13 protein-coding genes are annotated in these 18485 nt (G+C 62.9%); 4 read left to right on the top strand and 9 right to left on the bottom strand.

Features of this window, described 5'->3' with window-relative positions; translation table 11 throughout:
- Positions 1-112: 112 nt before the first annotated feature.
- Positions 113-2269, bottom strand: a complete 2157-nt coding sequence (locus tag WDB86_RS00410; protein WP_406736283.1) for a malate synthase G — start codon at positions 2267-2269, stop codon at positions 113-115.
- A 161-nt stretch (positions 2270-2430) separates the two neighbouring features.
- On the opposite strand from WDB86_RS00410, the gene pepN reads away from it, so the two are divergent.
- The 4 genes from pepN (at position 2431) to WDB86_RS00390 (ending at position 8411) form a co-directional block, all read left to right on the top strand.
- A complete protein-coding gene (gene pepN / locus WDB86_RS00405; RefSeq protein ID WP_406736282.1) occupies positions 2431-4974 on the top strand; it encodes an aminopeptidase N in 2544 nt (847 codons plus the stop codon).
- A 259-nt stretch (positions 4975-5233) separates the two neighbouring features.
- Positions 5234-6751: an Asp-tRNA(Asn)/Glu-tRNA(Gln) amidotransferase subunit GatB gene (gene gatB, locus WDB86_RS00400; protein ID WP_339107725.1), complete on the top strand. Its 1518-nt coding sequence runs from the start codon at positions 5234-5236 to the stop codon at positions 6749-6751.
- A 205-nt stretch (positions 6752-6956) separates the two neighbouring features.
- Complete coding sequence (locus WDB86_RS00395; protein ID WP_406736281.1) at positions 6957-7508, top strand: DUF4177 domain-containing protein; 552 nt, start codon at positions 6957-6959, stop codon at positions 7506-7508.
- Between the two features lie 276 nt (positions 7509-7784).
- Positions 7785-8411 (top strand): DnaJ domain-containing protein, encoded by a 627-nt coding sequence (locus WDB86_RS00390; protein ID WP_339107727.1) that lies wholly within the window; start codon positions 7785-7787, stop codon positions 8409-8411.
- 146 nt (positions 8412-8557) lie between these two features.
- Here WDB86_RS00390 and WDB86_RS00385 read toward each other — a convergent pair whose 3' ends face one another.
- The 8 genes from WDB86_RS00385 to acs all read right to left on the bottom strand — a co-directional run bounded on the left by WDB86_RS00385 (position 8558) and on the right by acs (position 18282).
- The gene (locus WDB86_RS00385) at positions 8558-10606 is read right to left on the bottom strand and encodes an exonuclease domain-containing protein (protein ID WP_406736280.1); all 2049 of its coding nucleotides are present in this window, start codon (positions 10604-10606) and stop codon (positions 8558-8560) included.
- Entirely contained in the window at positions 10606-10992 is a 387-nt protein-coding gene (locus WDB86_RS00380) for a response regulator transcription factor (protein ID WP_406736279.1), read from the bottom strand. Before WDB86_RS00380 ends, WDB86_RS00385 begins: the two co-directional genes overlap by 1 nt.
- On the bottom strand, positions 10985-11518 hold the full coding sequence (locus tag WDB86_RS00375) for a hypothetical protein (RefSeq protein WP_339107730.1): 534 nt from the start codon (positions 11516-11518) through the stop codon (positions 10985-10987). Before WDB86_RS00375 ends, WDB86_RS00380 begins: the two co-directional genes overlap by 8 nt.
- Before the next feature lie 46 nt (positions 11519-11564).
- Positions 11565-13397 carry a DUF294 nucleotidyltransferase-like domain-containing protein gene (locus WDB86_RS00370; protein WP_339107731.1) on the bottom strand — a complete coding sequence of 611 codons (1833 nt, stop codon included), beginning with the start codon at positions 13395-13397 and terminating at the stop codon, positions 11565-11567.
- A gap of 121 nt (positions 13398-13518) precedes the next feature.
- Complete coding sequence (locus WDB86_RS00365; protein ID WP_406736278.1) at positions 13519-15246, bottom strand: sodium:solute symporter family protein; 1728 nt, start codon at positions 15244-15246, stop codon at positions 13519-13521.
- Positions 15247-15264: 18 nt separating this feature from the next.
- Positions 15265-15522 carry a DUF4212 domain-containing protein gene (locus tag WDB86_RS00360; RefSeq protein WP_406721017.1) on the bottom strand — a complete coding sequence of 86 codons (258 nt, stop codon included), beginning with the start codon at positions 15520-15522 and terminating at the stop codon, positions 15265-15267.
- A 125-nt stretch (positions 15523-15647) separates the two neighbouring features.
- Positions 15648-16343 carry an adenylate kinase gene (locus tag WDB86_RS00355; protein ID WP_339107734.1) on the bottom strand — a complete coding sequence of 232 codons (696 nt, stop codon included), beginning with the start codon at positions 16341-16343 and terminating at the stop codon, positions 15648-15650.
- 4 nt (positions 16344-16347) lie between these two features.
- Entirely contained in the window at positions 16348-18282 is a 1935-nt protein-coding gene (acs, locus tag WDB86_RS00350) for an acetate--CoA ligase (RefSeq protein WP_339109525.1), read from the bottom strand.
- Positions 18283-18485: the final 203 nt, after the last annotated feature.

The raw sequence follows: 18485 nt of genomic DNA, 5'->3' as shown, positions 1-18485 counted from the left end.
CGAAGAGCCTGCCAAAGATACGCACAGCCTGCCCGTCGCGTAACATTCTGCCCGCGAATGCAGCGCGACAAAGCGGATCTGCCCGCACCGCAAGCAGATCCGGTTCGGTTACCTAGCGGGTCGCCTTATATTGCAGGCGACGGTGATGCAGGACCGGCTCGGTATAGCCTGATGGCTGGTTGCGCCCCTGAAACACCAGATCGCAGGCCGCCTGAAAGGCCACGCCATTATAATCGGGCGCCATCGGCTGATAGGCGGGATCGGCCGCGTTCTGGCGGTCCACCACAATGGCCATCTCGCGCAGCCCATGCATCACGGCCTCTTCCGAGACCACCCCGTGGTGCAGCCAGTTGGCCAGAGCCTGCGCCGAAATCCGGCAGGTGGCGCGGTCTTCCATCAGCCCCACGTCATGGATATCGGGCACTTTGGAGCAGCCCACCCCCTGATCGACCCAGCGCACCACATAGCCCAGAATGCCCTGCGCGTTATTGCGGATCTCGCGGGTGGTTTCCTCTTCCGAGAAATTGCGCCCCGCAGCCAGCGGGATCGACAGCAGATCGTCCAGCCGCTCGGGGCGCCCCTCCGCCGCAATCTCGCGCTGACGGGCCAGAACATCCACCGCATGGTAATGCATCGCATGCAATGTAGCTGCTGTGGGCGAAGGTACCCAAGCACAATTCGCGCCCGCCTTGGGGTGGCCCACCTTCTGCTCCAGCATGGCGGCCATCAGATCGGGCATCGCCCACATGCCCTTGCCAATCTGCGCCCGCCCCGACAGCCCGCAGCGCAGGCCGATATCCACATTGCGGTCCTCATAGGCGGCAATCCACGGCTGGGATTTCATCTCGCCCTTGGGCAGCAGAGGCCCCGCCTCCATCGACGTATGGATCTCGTCGCCCGTCCGGTCAAGGAAGCCCGTGTTGATAAAGGCCACGCGATGTTTGGCCGCGCGGATGCATTCCTTGAGGTTCACCGAGGTGCGGCGTTCCTCATCCATAATCCCCAGCTTCACCGTATAGCGCGGCAGGCCCAGCACCTCTTCGACATAGTCAAAGACCGCACAGGCAAAAGCGACCTCGGCAGGCCCATGCATCTTCGGCTTGACCACATAGACCGAGCCCGTCTCGGAGTTGCGCGGCCCCTCCGTCTTGGCCAGATCGGGCATGGCGCAAAGCGTCGTGACCAGCGCATCCATCAGCCCCTCGGGGATCTCGCGGCCCTCAGCATCCAGCACCGCAGGGTTGGTCATCAGATGGCCGACATTGCGCACCAGCATCATCGAGCGGCCCTTCAGCTGCGCCTCGCCCCCTTCAGGCAGGGTGATGGCCAGATCGGGGTTCAGCGCGCGGGTGAAGGCCTTGCCCCCCTTATCGACGCTTTCGGTAAGATCACCGCGCATCAGCCCCAGCCAGTTGGAATAGGCCAGCACCTTATCCTCGGCATCCACAGCGGCGACCGAATCCTCGCAATCCATGATCGCGGAAACAGCCGCCTCCATCACCACATCGCTGATATGCGCCGGATCGGTTTTGCCGATGGGATGGGAGGCATCGATCTTCACGATCACATGCAGCCCGTTATTCTTCAGCACAATGGCCGAGGGCGCCTCTGCCGCGCCCTGATAGCCCGCAAATTGCGCAGGATTCATCAGGCCGGTCAGATCATCGGTGGTGACAAACAGCCCGCCATGATCAACCCGCAGGCTGCTGACATCCGCCCATTTGCCCGACACAAGCGGGAAGGTCCTATCCAGAAACGCCTTGGCGGCGGCGACTACCTTCGCCCCGCGGGCAGCATCAAAACCCTTGCCCTCGGGCAGATCGCCCAAAGCATCGGTGCCGTAAAACGCATCATACAAAGATCCCCAACGCGCATTGGCGGCATTCAGGGCATAGCGCGCGTTCATAATTGGCACCACCAGCTGCGGCCCGCAGATCTGCGCGAATTCCGGATCTGTCGCGGGGGTCTCGACGGTGAAATCCGCGCCCTCGGGCAGCAGATAGCCGATCTCTTGCAGGAAGGCCTTATAGGACGCGCCATCATGCGGCTGGCCGCGCCGCTCCAGATGCCATGCGTCGATCTGCGCCTGCATCTTCTCGCGCACCTCCAGCAGGTCGCGGTTTTTCGGAGCGAAATCGCTCATCAGCACCGCAAGACCTGCCCAGAACCGCTTGGGCGTCACATCCGTGCCCGCAAGCGCCTGCTCTTCGATAAAGGCGGCAAGCTCTGCCGCGACCTGTAATCCTGCGCGCTCGACCCGATCAACCATCGCACCCTCCCGTCATTCGTGATTTGGCTTACAACCTGACCCGAGATCACCGGAGTGTCCAGTGACACAAAGACATGACCCCGTCTTGAACCTCCCCGCGCGCAGGCCTACCCTGAGCCGCCTATAAAGACGTCACAAGACGAAGCAAAGGAGCCACCCCGATGGACGGCACGATCTACCTGTCAGACTATACGCCCTACCCGTTCGATCTGGATCAGGTACATCTGACCTTCCGGCTGGCCCCTTCCGCCACCCGCGTGCTTGCGCGGCTGCATCTGACCCCCAAGGGCGAGGGCGCCTCGCTGCATCTGGATGGCGAAGACCTCAAGCTGATCTCGCTGGGCATTGACGGCACCGCCTTGCAACCTGCCGATTACCTGATGACCGAGACGGGTCTGACGGTGCATGCCGCCGCCCTGCCCGAAGGCGCCTTTACGCTGGAGACCGAGGTCGAGATCGCGCCCAATGCCAATACCGCGCTAGAGGGGCTTTATATGTCGAACGGCATGTATTGCACCCAATGCGAGGCCGAGGGCTTCCGCAAGATCACCTTCTACCCCGACCGTCCCGATGTGATGGCGCGCTTCCATGTGCGCATCGAAGGCGACCTGCCGGTGCTTCTGTCGAATGGCAATGCGGGCGCCTCCGGTCAGGGTTGGGCCGAATGGGATGACCCTTGGCCCAAACCCGCCTATCTTTTCGCGCTGGTGGCGGGCGATCTGGTGGCGACTTCGGGCAAATTCACCACGAAATCCGGCCTCGAGGTCGATCTGAACATCTGGGTCCGTCCGGGCGATGAGGACCGCTGCGATTTCGCGCTGGAAAGCCTTGTGCGCTCGATGGTCTGGGATGAAGAGGCTTATGGACGCGAATATGACCTCTCGGTTTTCAATCTTGTGGCGGTCGATGATTTCAACATGGGGGCTATGGAGAATAAGGGGCTGAATATCTTCAACTCCAAACTGGTTCTGGCCTCTCCCGAAACCGCAACCGATACCGATTACATGCGTATCGAGGCCGTCATCGGGCATGAGTATTTCCACAATTGGACAGGCGACCGCATCACCTGCCGCGACTGGTTCCAGCTGTGCCTGAAGGAAGGCCTGACCGTCTTCCGCGACCAGAGCTTCACCCGCGACGTGCGCCTTGGTCCGGTCAAGCGGATCGAGGATGCCGCCACGCTGCGCACCCGCCAGTTCCGCGAAGACCAAGGCCCGCTGGCGCACCCCCCGCGCCCCAACCACTACCGCGAGATCAACAACTTCTACACCGTCACCGTCTATGAAAAAGGCGCCGAGATCGTCGGCATGCTCAAACGGCTTGCGGGCGATGAGGGCTACCGCCGCGCGCTTGATCTCTACTTCGACCGCCATGACGGGCAGGCCTGCACGATCGAGGACTGGCTGAAGGTCTTCGAGGATGTGACGGGGCGCGATCTGTCGCAATTCGCGCTGTGGTATACTTCGGCGGGCACGCCGCATCTGAAGGTCACCGACACCTATGCCGATGGCCGCTACACGCTGACCTTCCGCCAATCCACGCCCCCCACTCCGGGCGAGGCCGAGAAAGCCCCGCGCCATATCCCGATTGCCTTGGGCCTGCTAGACCTGCAAGGCCGCGAGGTGCTGTCCACCCAGCTTCTGGAAATGACCGAGGAAGAACAGAGCTTCAGCTTTGATGTGGCCGAAAAGCCCGTCCCCTCGATCCTGCGCGATTTCTCGGCACCCGTCGTGCTGCAGCGCGAGCAGAGCCCCGAAGAACAGGCCTTCCTGCTGGCCCATGACACCGATGGGTTCAACCGCTGGGAAGCAGGCCGCAGCCTCGCCCAACGCACGCTGATCGACATGACAACGGGCGCGGAACCGGCCCCCGCCTATCTGGAGGCCATCGGCAACCTGCTGGCCGACGACACACTGGAACCCGCCTTCATCGCCCATTGTCTCGCGCTTCCGGGCGAGGACGAATTGGCACAGGCGATCTTCGCCGCAGGTGGCACGCCCGACCCCGATGCGATCCACGCGGCCCGCAATGCGCTGTCGAAAGCCATCGCCACCACGCATGAGACCCGTCTCGCCGCGCTTTACGACGCGCTGGAGGTCAAAGGCCCCTATTCCCCCGATGCCGAGCCCGCAGGCAAAAGGGGCCTGCGCCTTGCCTGCCTGAGCCTCCTGACCAAACTCGACGGCGGCACCCGCGCCAAAGCCCTCTTCGATCAGGCGAATAATATGACCGAAAGCTTCGGTGCCCTCTCGATCCTGATCCGCGCGGGGCTAGGCCAAGAGGCCTCACAAGCCTTCCGCAACCGCTGGCAGGACAACCGCCTCGTAATGGACAAATGGTTCATGGTCGAAGTCGCTGCCTGCCCGCCCGAAAGTGCCGTGTCCCGCGCGCGCGAACTGGCGCAAGACTCCGCCTTCGACTGGAAAAACCCCAACCGCTTCCGCGCGCTGGTGGGCGGGCTCACCGCCAACCACGCGGGCTTCCACGCGAAGGACGGCTCGGGCTATGCCTTCCTGGCCGATTGGCTGATCAAGCTGGACCCGATGAACCCGCAAACAGCCGCCCGCATGTCCACCAGCTTCGAGACATGGCGCCGCTATGATGCAACCCGCCAGCAGATGATCCGCGAGGAACTGACCCGCATCACCGAGACCCGCGGCCTCTCGCGCGACCTTAGCGAAATGTCGCAACGCCTGCTCGGATAACCCCAAAGGCCCGCCCCGCGCGGGCCTTTCCCGTTAACGCACACGCAGCCCCCTATCCCCCAAATCCGGCCAGCCCCCGTCAATAAAGATCCGCCGCCCCAGTTCCAGCTGCTCCAAATATCCCGGGGGGCGCCCGCAAGGGCGCGGGGGCAGAGCCCCCTCTGCCCATTCCCCCTCTTGCCCCCGATCTGCCCCTGTCCTAGAAGACACTCAAGCACGTTGGGGCCAGAGGCCTGCCAAAGACACGAGGAATGCGGATATGCTCGACCATCTCGCTTATGAAGCGCCCAAACCGAAAGTCATCGCCGGGGCCAAATCGGATTGGGAACTGGTGATCGGTCTCGAGGTCCACGCGCAGGTCCATTCCAATGCCAAGCTGTTCTCGGGCGCTTCCACCACTTTCGGCGCCGAGCCCAACTCGAATGTCGCCTTCGTGGATGCCGCCATGCCGGGCATGCTGCCGGTCATCAATGAATATTGCGTGGCACAGGCCGTGCGCACGGGGCTGGGGCTGAAAGCCGACATCAACCTCTTCTCGGCTTTTGACCGCAAGAACTACTTCTACCCCGACCTGCCGCAGGGCTATCAGATCAGCCAGCTCTACCACCCCATCGTGGGGGAAGGCGAAATGCTTGTCGATATGGGGCCGGGCGTCGGGCGCATGGTCCGTATCGAGCGGATCCACCTCGAACAGGATGCGGGCAAATCGATCCACGACATGGACCCGAACATGTCCTTCGTCGACCTCAACCGCACGGGCGTGGCGCTGATGGAAATCGTCTCGCGCCCCGATATCCGTGGCCCCGAAGAGGCGGCCGCCTATGTCGGCAAGCTGCGCCAGATCCTGCGCTACTTGGGCACCTGTGACGGCAATATGCAAAACGGCAACCTGCGCGCCGATGTGAACGTCTCGATCTGCAAGCCGGGCGATTACGAGAAATTCCGCGAAACCGGCGATTTCTCGGTCTTGGGCACGCGCTGCGAGATCAAGAACATGAACTCCATGCGCTTCATTCAGGCAGCCATCGAATATGAGGCCCGCCGCCAGATCGCCATCGTCGAGGATGGCGGCGAGGTGGTGCAGGAAACCCGCCTCTATGATCCCGACAAGAACGAGACCCGTTCCATGCGCTCGAAAGAAGAAGCGCATGATTACCGCTATTTCCCCTGCCCCGACCTGCTGCCGCTGGAAATCGAACAGGCTTGGGTCGATGACATCGCAGCCTCCATGCCCGAACTTCCCGACGCCAAGAAGGCGCGTTTCGTGAAAGAACTCGGCCTGTCGGAATATGACGCCTCGGTGCTGACCGCCGAGGTCGAGAATGCCGATTACTTCGAGGCTGTTCTGGCCGTCGGCGGCGATGGCAAGCTTTCGGCCAACTGGGTGATCAACGAACTCTTCGGTCGTCTGAAGAAGGACGACCATGATGTGACCACCTCGCCCGTGTCGCCCGAACAGCTGGGCAAGATCGTCAAGCTGATCAAATCGGGCGATATCTCGGGCAAGATCGGTAAGGATCTCTTCGAGATCGTCTATAGCGAAGGCGGCGACCCCGAGGTTCTGGTCGAAGAGCGCGGTATGAAGCAGGTCACCGATATGGGCGCCATCGAGGCCGCCGTGGACGAGGTGATCGCCGCCAACCCCGCGCAGGTCGAAAAGGCCAAGGCCAACCCGAAACTGGCGGGCTGGTTTGTGGGCCAGGTGATGAAATCGACGGGTGGCAAGGCCAATCCGGCAGCGGTCAACGAGCTGGTGGTCAAGAAGCTCGGGCAGTAACGCGGCCAATCCTGCACGCGGCCAGTCCTGAACGCGGCCAGTCCTGAACGCGGCCGGTCCTGAAACGCTCGGAACAGATTGCGAAGGGGCGCTTTGGCGCCCCTTTTCCATGCCCGCTTTGCAGAGCGTTCACCCATCCGTCACTTGACCCCGGGCCTCACATGACCGACAAGTTCCGCCCGAACCAGAACGCGCGAGGCTTCCGATGCAAGAGTATGAGTATAAAGTCATTCCCGCCCCCGTGCGTGGCGAACGCGATCGCGGCCTGAAAACCGCCGAGGACCGTTTTGCCAATACTCTTACGGCCACGCTGAACGCTATGGCCGTAGATGGCTGGCACTATCTGCGCGCCGAGACCCTCCCTGCCGAAGAGCGCAGCGGCTTGCGCAGCAAGACCACCACCTATCACAATCTTCTGGTCTTCCGCCGCCCGAAATCCGCGCTTGCCCCGCGTCCTGTTGCCGAGGACCATCCGGCACCGGTGCCGAAGGCCCCGCTTCGGGCAGAACCAGCCGCTACATATGCGGCGCCTGCCCCTGCACCAGCGCCCTCTGCGCCTGCGCCGACCGCGCCCGCCAGAGCCGCCAATGCGACATTGCCAAAAGCCGAAGTCGGCACTGCAACGCCGCAACCGCCGCGCATCCCCAGTGCGATCGAAAAGCGCGCCCGCTCGCTATCGGCCAACGGGCCGGAAGGCAAATCGCCCAAACTCGGCGGTGCCGCCAGCGAGAGCGATGACGGGACGGGCCGCAGCTAACAGGATGCCCCGCGCCTCCGGTCCGCACCGGAGGCCCCCGCCTCAGGTCACATAAAGCCCGTGCCGTCTGCCACGCCTGTTCCAAGGAGAGCCCCCTATACGCCCGTCGAACGGGCTGGGTTCATGGTCGCTCGCGTCGCGATCAAAAGTGAGATCCAGGGCTTTCACCCGACGAAAAATGACATAGAATGCGTGACCCGAGTCGGAGGCGGGGTCTGCCCTCCCCGCATGCCGTCATACTCCCCCCGAGCCGTCAGATTACGGAGACCCACCCTTATGGAAAAGAACGACCCGTTTGGATTTAACATCTCGGCTGCGGCAGACAAGAAGCGCCGCCAGAAGGGCCGCCGTGGCATGTCGGGGGCCTTCGAGACCTCGACCCGTGTCTGTGACAAGGCGGGCTGCAACGAGCCCGCGAAATACCGCGCCCCCAAAAGCCCGAAGGTGCTGGACGAATATTTCTGGTTCTGCAAGGAACATATCCGCGAATACAACCTGAACTGGAACTATTTCCAAGGCCAGTCCGAAGAAGAGTTTCAGGCCTTTCTGGACAATGCCACCGTCTGGGAGCGCCCGACCAAGCCGTTCAACCGCGCCAATGACGAGAAGCTGGGCCTTGCCCGTCATGGGGTGACCGACCCGCATGAGATTCTGGGCGAGAATGCGACGCAGAATCCGGGCCGCCGTTCTGTGGGACGCAAGCTGCCGCCAACCGAACGCAAGGCCGCCGAGATCCTCGAGGTGACCAATGCCGAGACCAAGGCCGAGGTGCGCAAGGCCTATAAGGCGCTGATCAAGGTGCTGCACCCCGATATGAACGGGGGCGACCGGTCGCAGGAGGAGATGCTGCAGGAGGTTGTCTGGGCGTGGGACCAGTTGAAGGATAGCCGCTTCTTCAAGTAAGGGGCGCTGCCCCTCTTGGGGCCTTGAGGCCCCAATTCACCCCGGGATATTTCATGCAGCTGGACTGCGGGACGGGCGCTTTCGGGGCGCCCGTTTTTACCGTAGCCCGTTTTACCGCAGCCCGTTTTTTTCGCAGCCGGTCTGGTTCACAGATTGAGGTCGCGGATCAGGCGCCCGTGTTTGCGCGCGGCGATGATCACCTCGGACAGCGTCTGCAAGCCCTTGGATTTCAGTGCGGGCAACATGCGCAGGAAGGCGGAGGCTGTGGCATCGGCATCGCCCATCGCGCTATGGCGCAATTCCGGCGCGATGATGATGCCCAGACGGTCACAGAGCGCATCCAGCGTATGGGTCTGCGACTGGCCGAACAGGATGGCCGAGAGCAGCACCGTATCGAGCACCGGATGGTCGAATTGGTATCCCAGCCGGTGGGTCTGCTCTGCCGCCTGAAGCAGGCCGATATCGAAGGGCGCATTATGTGCCACAAGCACCGCATCCTTGGCAAAATGGTGGAAGGCCGAAAGGGCATCTGCCACCGAGGGGGCCTGCGCCACCATTTCATCGGAAATGCCGTGGATGGCGGTCGCGGAGGCAGGGATCGGACGGGCGGGGTTGACCAGCATATCGAAGGTTTCCGACACCCGCCCGTTGACGATACGTTGTCCGGCGATCTGCACGATGGCGTCCCGTTGGGGATCGAGCCCCGTGGTTTCGGTATCGAAGACCACATAGGTCAGCCTGTCGAGCGTGCTGGCACGGATATCGCCCAGCGGCTGACGGTCGAGCAGGTCGAAATCATAGGTGACGCGGCGCGGCAGGGCGGCGGGCGGATCGTTGTGGCCCGCCAGTTCCCGCAAGGGCATACACAGGCGCGCGCGTCCGTCATGCAGGGGTTCGGGCCAGAGATCGCTGTGGTGATGGTCGAGGATCTGGCGTGGCGATTGCCCCAGCGACAGGTCCGGTTGGTGCAGGAAGGCTTCCAGAGCGCCGAGCCCCAAGGACGGGCCCTGCCATTCGAGGGACAGAAGTGCCCCCGCCCCTTCCTGCGTGATCTCGAACCGGAAGTCGCTGCGCCGATCCTCCGCGACCAGCGCCGCCAGCGCCGACCAGAGCGCCAGCACCCCGCCCGCATCGCAGCGCAGCATCAGCGGGGCTGTGGCCAAGGTCAGTGCCGTTCCCTGCGTCTCGACGCGCGCCCTCAGCGCCTCGGCCAGATCGGAGGCACGCAGCGCGGTCAGGGTGCAATCGGGCAGGGTTTCGAAAGCCTGTGCCATCCGGTGCAGGTCCTGCGCCAGCGTCTGCGCCTCGTGGCGGGCCGCCTGACGGATGCGGTCGCGGGTCTCGCCAACGGGGCCATCGGGATCGCTGAGCGTTTCCATCAGCGATTGCAGCGCCGCGACGCCCGGTCGGGTGCGGGCAAGCAGCTCTGCCGTCAGGGCGATCTGCGCGCGGTTCTGCGCCATCATTGCCGACATGTCCTGCAAGGTCAGCACATGCCCCCCTTCCCCCGCCGGTACGGCGCGCAGATGACCGGTCAGGGTCTGGCCTGCACCGGTGACACAAAGCACATCCGAGCGCGCCTCGGGGTCGGCGCTTTTGGCCAGACGTTCCACCGCATGCAGGATCGGCGCGATCGAGAGGAAATCTTCCAGTTTACGGCCCAGCCCCGGACGGTTGGCACCGTGGCCAAGCAGCTCTGCCGCTTGCGGATTATAGAAAACCAGCCGCTGGTCGGCTGACAGAAGCACCACGCCCACCGGCAGATCCGCCAGCAGCAGCTCCAGCCGCGCCTGACTGGTTGCCGCCTGCCCCAGCGCCTGTTCGACATCGGCGGCAAGCCGGTCCTTCTGGGCCGACATCGCCGCACCGAGCGCCGCCCCCGCCGAGGCGAGATCGCCCAGATAGGGGGCGTCGAACGCGGCCCTGTCGCCCCAGCCTCCCATGCGCATGGCTCCCGACAGCGCCTCGATCGGGCGGGCGACATGCTCGTCGAACAGCAGCCACAGTCCCGCAATCAGCGTCACCCCCAGAAGACCGGACACCAGCGCCATGACGATCAGCGCCTCATGCCCGGCCCCTTGCCGTGCGCCCAGCCACACCCCCGCCAGCAGCGCCAGCACAAGTCCGAAGGCGAGCCCCGCAAACAGCAGGAAGACCCGCAGACGCAGACCCAGCGTGGCAATCCAGTCGGACATCAGGCGGCCTCGTCCAGCAGGCGGTGCAGCTCGGCGCGCAGTTCCTTCAGTTCGAAAGGTTTGGCGATAAACCCGTCCGCCCCGAGCGCCAGCCCCTTGCGCCGTTCCACCGAAGAGCCGCGCGCCGTCATCAGCAGGATCTTCACGCCGCGCAGATCGGGGTCGGTGCGCATGGCCTCGCAGATTTCATATCCCGAAACCTCGGGCAGCATGATATCCAGCAAGACCAGATCGGGGCGCATTTCGCGGATCAGGTCCAGCGCCCCTGCACCTGTGGAAATCCGAGCATGATCAAACCCTTCGCGGCCCATCAGAAAATCAAGCGCCAAGGCAATATTGTCTTCGTCCTCGACAATCAGCACACGGCGCGGGGCACCCTCAGCCATGACGCGCGCTCCCGCAAAGGGCGGCAAGCGCCGGATCTTGCGGCGAGACAGTCAACCATTCGCCGCCGGTCAGGGTGCCGTCCTGCAGATGCGCGCCACCAATCAGATCCGCGCGCCGATGGCCTGCGCAATCATAGGCCACGGGCACCTGCTGCATCGGTTGCCAGCGCGAGACCAGCAGCAGCTTGCCCGCCCGCACCCCCGGTGCCGGATCGGTGACCTGCGCCAGATCGACCGCCATGAAGCGGGTGGTCACCGGGGCCGCATAGGTCCACGGGCGCCACCAGTTACGGTCCTCGACCGTCATTACCACGCTCATATCGCCATTCAGCCCCGCCTTCAGATCGGGATACCAGCGGTATTCGGCATGGATGGTATAGCCCAGCATCGCCAGCCCCGCCATTGCGGGCATCACCCATTTGGGCAGCACGACCCCGCCCCATTTGCGCAAGCCGTGCCGGAACGCGAAGACCACCAGAACCGCCAGAGCCGCGGCGGAAAGCATTGCGATAAAATCCACGATCATAAGGGGTCTCCTTCGTTAAACCGTCACAGTTGCACGGGCACCCGCCCTAGCTGACACTGGCCTTACCATGACCCAGAGCCGATTGCAGGCTGCGCACCACCACGAAAGCGTCGCGCAGATGGGAACGTTCGAAATCGGGCAGCGCCGAGGGGGCCAGATAGTTGTCGGGGGCCGCGCCTTTGCGGATCTGGCGTGCCTGATTTTCCAGCCGCGTCATCGCGATCAGGTCATAGGCGGCAATCAGGTCCTGCCCGCCCGCCACCGATATCGTGCCCGCCTCGCAGGCCGCCAGCAGGCGCGCGCGCGTATTGGCCACCGCAAGCTGCCCCCGCAGCGCATGGACCCGCCCCAGATCGGCCACCGGCACCACACCATTATGCTTGAGGTCGATCTGGTGGCGGTGTTCGCCCGAACGGATGGTGGCAAAGCCGCGGATCAGCCCCAGCGGCGGGTGGTGTTTGAGGCTATTGGCAATCATATGCGCCACGAAAATCGAATTTTTTGCCGCATTGGCAAGGGTTTCGGCCTGCAATGCCTCGAACAGCGCAGGGGCTGTGCCGCCGATCACCCGCAGGTCGAACATGACAGAGGCCAGCATCTGCGCCTCGGGATTGGGCGTCGCGATCCAGCCGCGGAAATAGCGCGCCCAGACCTCGGCACGCTGGCACCAGCGCGGATTGGTCGCCATCATATCGCCCGGACAATAGACGTAACCGCACGCGTGCAGACCGTCCGAGACGATCTGCGCGAAGCGGCGGAAATACTCCATATCGGCTTCGGTGGCCGTGTCCCCGACGATCAGGCAGTTATCCTGATCGGAGACGCCGGTCTGCTCCTGCCGCCCCTGAGAGCCACAGGCCGCCCAGACCCAAGGCGCAGGCGCGGGGCCAAGCTGTGCCTCGGCCATCGCCAGCAGACGGCGGGTCACCGCATCGGCGATATCGGTGATCAGCCGCGTGGTGACCTCATGCGCGTGATGGGCCCCCACCAGCTGCACCAGAAGCTGCGGGATACGCGCGGTTATCGCGGCCATACCGGCGACATCCTGCGCGCGCGCGATCTCGTGGATCAGGCTCGCGGAACTGACCGCCTGAAAGCGGGTGAGATCGGTCTGGGTGATCATGCCGATAAAACGCCCGTGCTCGGTCACCGGCAGATGCCCGATCCCTTTTTCCAGCATCCGGTGCAGGATATCCGACCCCAGCGCATCGGGCGGCAGGGTCACCGGATCGGGGGTCATCACCCGCCCCACCTCTGCCGACATCGGGAAATTGCCCGCCAGAACCTTGTTCGACATATCGCGCTGCGTCACGATGCCCAGCAGACGGCCCTGCGGGTCCGTCACCCCCAAGGACGATACATGACGGTCGCGCATCATCCGTGCCGCCTCGACCACATTGGTCTCGGGGCGGCAGGCCACCGCCTTGCCCGACAGCAGATCGGCCACCCGCATCGTCGCCAGATCGGCCCCTGCACGGGCTTTGCGCACCGGCATCCGGTCAAAAAACCGCCGGAAACTGTCAACGCTCTGGCACAGACGGGTAAATTCGGCGGCAGGCAAAAGCAGCAGAACGCCCGCCTCGCGCATCCGCGCGGTGGTGGCGGCCTGACCGTCGCGCATCAGGCCGCGTTCGCCAAAACTGTTGCGCGGCCCCAGCACCGAGACCAGCGCCCCGTTGGCATCACTCACCTCGACGGCACCGGATTGCACCAGATACAGCCCGTCCAGCACGCTGCCCAAACGGTAGATCTCGGCACCGGCCTCCAGCGTCCTGCGGTCAAAGGATCGGGCCACACGGGCCAGATCGTTACGCGGCAGGGTGTCGTAGGGGTGGACCCCTTCGAGAAATGTCATAACAGAGGCAAGATCGTCACGCATGATCTCTATCCGTTCGCCAGTAATCAGGTTGGGGGGAAAATGCTCCGGGGGTGACGTGGGCCCGCCCCCCGGAGCACTACAGGCGAAGGCCCCGCCTGCAGTCATCGCCAGCCTTGGTGGATCAGTGATCCACGGCCTGGCCTGCGCCTTTCGGGATACGGATCGATTCGATCAGATCCTGAATTTCTTCCGGCGGTTCTTCGGTCGCGGAGGACACGATATAGGCCACCACGAAGTTGATCACTGCGCCAATCGCCCCGAAGGAGGTGGATTTCACCGACAGAAGCAGCGGGTCCGCATCATCGAAGCTTGCCGTGCCGGGGATGAAGAACCAGCCCTTATGCAGGAAGATATAGATGATGGTCACGATCAGACCGGTCAGCATGCCGGCCACGGCCCCCTTGTTGTTGATGCGCTTCGAGAAGATGCCCATCATCAGTGCGGGGAAGATCGAGGCGGCTGCCAGACCGAAGGCCAGTGCCACGGTTTGCGCCGCAAAGCCCGGAGGATTGAGGCCCAGCCACGTGGCCACCGCAATCGCCACCGCCATCGAGATCCGTGCCGACAGCAGCTCGTTCTTCTCGGAGATGCCCGGATTGATCTGACCCTTGATCAGGTCGTGGCTGACCGCCGAAGAGATCGCCATCAACAGACCTGCCGCCGTGGACAGAGCCGCTGCCAGACCACCGGCTGCGATCAATGCGATCACCCAGCCCGGAAGATTGGCGATTTCGGGGTTGGCCAGCACGATGATGTCGCGGTTGACATCGAACTCGTTGGCCGCCGGATCTGCGACATAGTTGATCAGGCCGTCACCGTTCTTGTCTTCGAATTTCAGAAGACCGGTCTGTTCCCAGTTCTTCATCCAGTCGGGACGCGCATCATAGGCCAGCGGTGCCGATTGGGTGCCTTCGGGATAGACGGTGTTGATCAGGTTCAGACGGGCCATCGCCCCAACCGCAGGCGCGGTCAGATAGAGCAGCGCAATGAACACCAGCGCCCAGCCAGCCGAGGTACGGGCATCCGACACTTTCGGCACGGTGAAGAAGCGCACGATAACGTGGGGCAGACCGGCGGTGCCGATCATCAGCGACATGGTGAACAGGAACATGTTCAGCTTGGTGTCCGACTGCTCGGTATAGCTGGAGAAGCCCAGATCGCCCAGCAGACCATTGAGTTCCTGCAGGATCGGCTTGCCGGTGGCGGTGCTGTCAGAGAACAGACCCAGACCCGGGATCGGATTGCCGGTCAGTTGCAGCGAGATGAACACCGCCGGAATGGTATAGGCGATGATCAGCACGACATATTGCGCAACCTGCGTGTAGGTGATGCCCTTCATCCCGCCAAGCACGGCATACATGAAGACGATCGCCGCACCGATATAGAGGCCGGTCGCGTTATCCACTTCGAGGAAGCGCGAGAAAGCAACGCCCACGCCGGTCATCTGGCCGATCACATAGGTGACCGATGCGATGATCAGGCAGATCACGGCTACGGTGCGCGCGGTCTGGCTGTAGAAACGGTCGCCGATGAATTCCGGCACGGTGAATTTGCCGAATTTGCGCAGGTAAGGCGCCAGCAGCATCGCCAGCAGCACATAGCCGCCGGTCCAGCCCATCAGATAGGCCGAGGTATTGAAACCGCCGAAGGCGATGATACCGGCCATCGAGATGAAGGACGCCGCCGACATCCAGTCCGCGCCGGTGGCCATGCCGTTGAGCACGGGGTGGACACCGCGCCCTGCCGCATAGAATTCCGAGGTCGATCCGGCACGGGCCCAGATCGCGATGCCGATATAGAGGGCGAAGGTCGCGCCGACTACCAGCAGATTCAGGGTAAACTGATCCATAAGTCTTACTTGCCTCCGTTACTCTTCGACGCCATGTTCACGGTCGAGCTTGTTCATCTTGGCCGCATAGGCAAAGATCAGCACGAGGAACACGAGGATAGAGCCCTGCTGGGCGAACCAGAAGCCGAGGTCTGTGCCGCCGACCGGAATGCCCGCAAGCATCGGTCGCAGCAGAATGCCGAAGCCGAAGGAACAGATGAACCAAATTACAAGGTAAAGCCGGATCGTGCGTATATTCGCTTTCCAATAAGCATTGGATGATGGTTGATCAGCCATTGTGTTTGTCTCCCTTGGATTTTCTCCATAGACCAGCCGCGCACAGCCCTCAGGCTGCCCGAAACAGGCCCCTCCCTTAAACCGGATCGGGCGACCGGCCCCCGCAAGGGCCGGTCCTTCGATCCTTAGTCGCGCGTGGTCACGCCCTTCTCCTCCATGACCATGCGAAGCTCGGAAGCGACGGTATCGATGCTGCCCATCGCATCCACCTCTTCCAGCTTGCCCAACGCGCGGTAATGCGCGATGAGCGGTGCCGTCTGCGCGTGATAGGCCTCCAACCTTGTCCGCGCAGTTTCGGCATTATCGTCGGCCCGACGTTTGAATTCGGTGCCGCCACATTTGTCGCACGTGCCCGCCACGGCGGGCTGTTTGAACGTATCGTGGTATCCTTCGCCGCATTTGGCGCAGGTATAGCGGCCAGCAACACGGGCGATCATCGCCTCGTCATCGACCGCCAGAGAGATCGCCGCCGTCACCTGCTGATCGGTGTAATGCAGCAGATCATCCAGCGCCGCCGCTTGCCCCGCCGTGCGGGGGAAGCCGTCAAGAATAACACCAGAACGGGTATCGGGATTGCCAAGACGGTCCCGCAGGATCGCCAGAACAATCTCGTCACTGACAAGGCCACCGGCCTCCATCACCGATTTCGCGGCCAGACCGGCAGGCGTGCCCTGAGCCACGGCCTCGCGCAGCATGTCACCGGTCGAAAGCTGCACCAGCCCGAATTTTTCCTCCAGCATCCGGGCCTGAGTGCCCTTGCCTGCGCCCGGAGGCCCAAGCAGGATCAGAACAGCAGGTGTTGTCTTGACGGTATCGGCCATGAGCTCACCCCTTGTTTGCACGGTTGGCAATCAGATCATCAACCACCGACGGATCGGCCAGCGTCGAGATATCGCCCAAGGCACCGGTGTCGTTCTCGGCGATCTTGCGCAGGATACGGCGCATGATCTTGCCCGAACGGGTCTTCGGCAGACCGGGCGCCCATTGGATGACATCGGGCTTGGCAATCGGGCCAATCTCGGTGCGCACCCATTTTTCCAGATCCTTGCGCAGATCGTCGGAGGGCTCGACATCGTTCATCAGGGTGACATAGGCGTAGATGCCCTGCCCCTTGAGTTCATGCGGGAAGCCCACCACGGCGGCCTCGGCCACAGCCTGATGCGCCACCAGCGCCGATTCCACCTCGGCCGTGCCCATCCGGTGCCCCGAGACGTTGATCACATCATCCACGCGACCCGTGATCCAGTAATAGCCATCGCTGTCACGGCGGCAGCCGTCGCCGGTGAAGTAATAGCCCTTGTACTGGCTGAAATAGGTCTCCTGGAAGCGCTCGTGATCGCCCCAGACAGTGCGCATCTGACCCGGCCAGCTATCGGCGATACACAGCACGCCTTCGGTGGCGGTCTCATCCTGTTTGACCGCCGTGGTCGGATCAAGGATCACCGGCTTCACACCGAAGAACGGACGCGTGGCAGATCCGGGTTTGGTCGGGATCGCGCCCGGAAGCGGCGTGATCATATGGCCGCCGGTCTCGGTCTGCCACCAGGTATCGACGATGGGGCATTTGCCTTTGCCCACGTATTTGTCATACCAGGCCCAGGCTTCGGGGTTGATCGGCTCGCCCACCGACCCCAGCGTTTTCAGCGCGGACAGATCGTATTTCTCGACATATTCCGGCCCCTGCCCCATCAGCGCGCGGATCGCAGTCGGCGCGGTGTAGAACTGGTTGACCTTGTGCTTTTCGCAGACTTCCCAGAAGCGGCCCGCATCCGGATAGGTCGGGGTACCTTCGAACATCAGCGAGGTGCCGCCATTGGCCAGCGGACCATAGACGATATAGCTGTGGCCGGTGACCCAGCCCACATCCGCCGAACACCAGTAGACATCCCCCTGATGATAATCGAAGACATATTCATGGGTCATCGCCGCATAGACGAGATAGCCACCGGTGCAATGCACCACGCCCTTGGGCTTGCCGGTCGAGCCGGAGGTATAGAGGATGAACAGCGGGTCTTCGGCATTCATCGGACGCGGCGGGCACTCGGGCGAGACGTCTTCCATCATCGCCTTCACATCCACATCGCGGCCCTGAATCCACGTGGTCTGGTCGCCGGTATGCTTGACCACAAGGCAGCGCACCTTGTCCGAGCAGTGCAGAAGCGCGGCATCGGTATTCGACTTCAGCGGCGTGCGACGCCCCCCGCGCGGCGCGGTGTCGGCGGTGATCACCAGCTTCGCGCCACAGTCATTGATCCGGTTGGCCAGCGCATCCGGCGAGAAGCCCGCGAAGACGATCGAATGGATCGCGCCGATCCGCGCACAGGCCAGCATCGCATAGGCGGCCTCGGGGATCATCGGCAGATAGATCACCACACGGTCGCCACGCATGACGCCCTGCGACAGCAGGACGTTGGCCATACGGTTCACCTTCTCGCTCAGTTCGCGATAGGTGATGTATTGCGCCGGATCGCTCGGCTCGTCGGGCTCGAAAATGATCGCGGTCTGATCGCCGCGCGTGGCCAGATGGCGGTCGATGCAGTTGACCGAGGCATTGAGCACCCCGTCATGGAACCACTTGATCGACACATTGCCAAAGGTGAAATCGGTGTCCTTGACCTTGGTATAGGGGGTGATCCAGTCCAGCCGTTTGCCTTCACGGCCCCAGAAGGCCTCCGGATTTTCGACCGACTCGTTATACATCTCGCGATATTTAGCGGCATCGGCATGTGCCGGCCCGAAATGGCTCGGTACTTCGCGCATATCCGGCGCAGCCAGCACCTGTTCCTGAGCAGCCATAAGCTTTCCTCCCTCAGCTATATCCTGCGGCCCTTTTGAGCCGCGCGGTGCCTCCGACCTCCATCAGATGCACCTTTCCCCAGAGACGAGTGTAAACACGAGATACGATTTTTGATAACCCCCTTTTTTCGTTCATTTTTCCTGTTAATTTATTCACGTCTATATTT

The sequence above is a fragment of the Thioclava sp. GXIMD4215 genome (assembly GCF_045291555.1).
GTDB classification, from domain to species: Bacteria; Pseudomonadota; Alphaproteobacteria; order Rhodobacterales; family Rhodobacteraceae; genus Thioclava; species Thioclava litoralis.
Note: the sequence above shows the minus strand (reverse complement) of the source record. Positions and strands in the feature narration are given on the sequence as shown.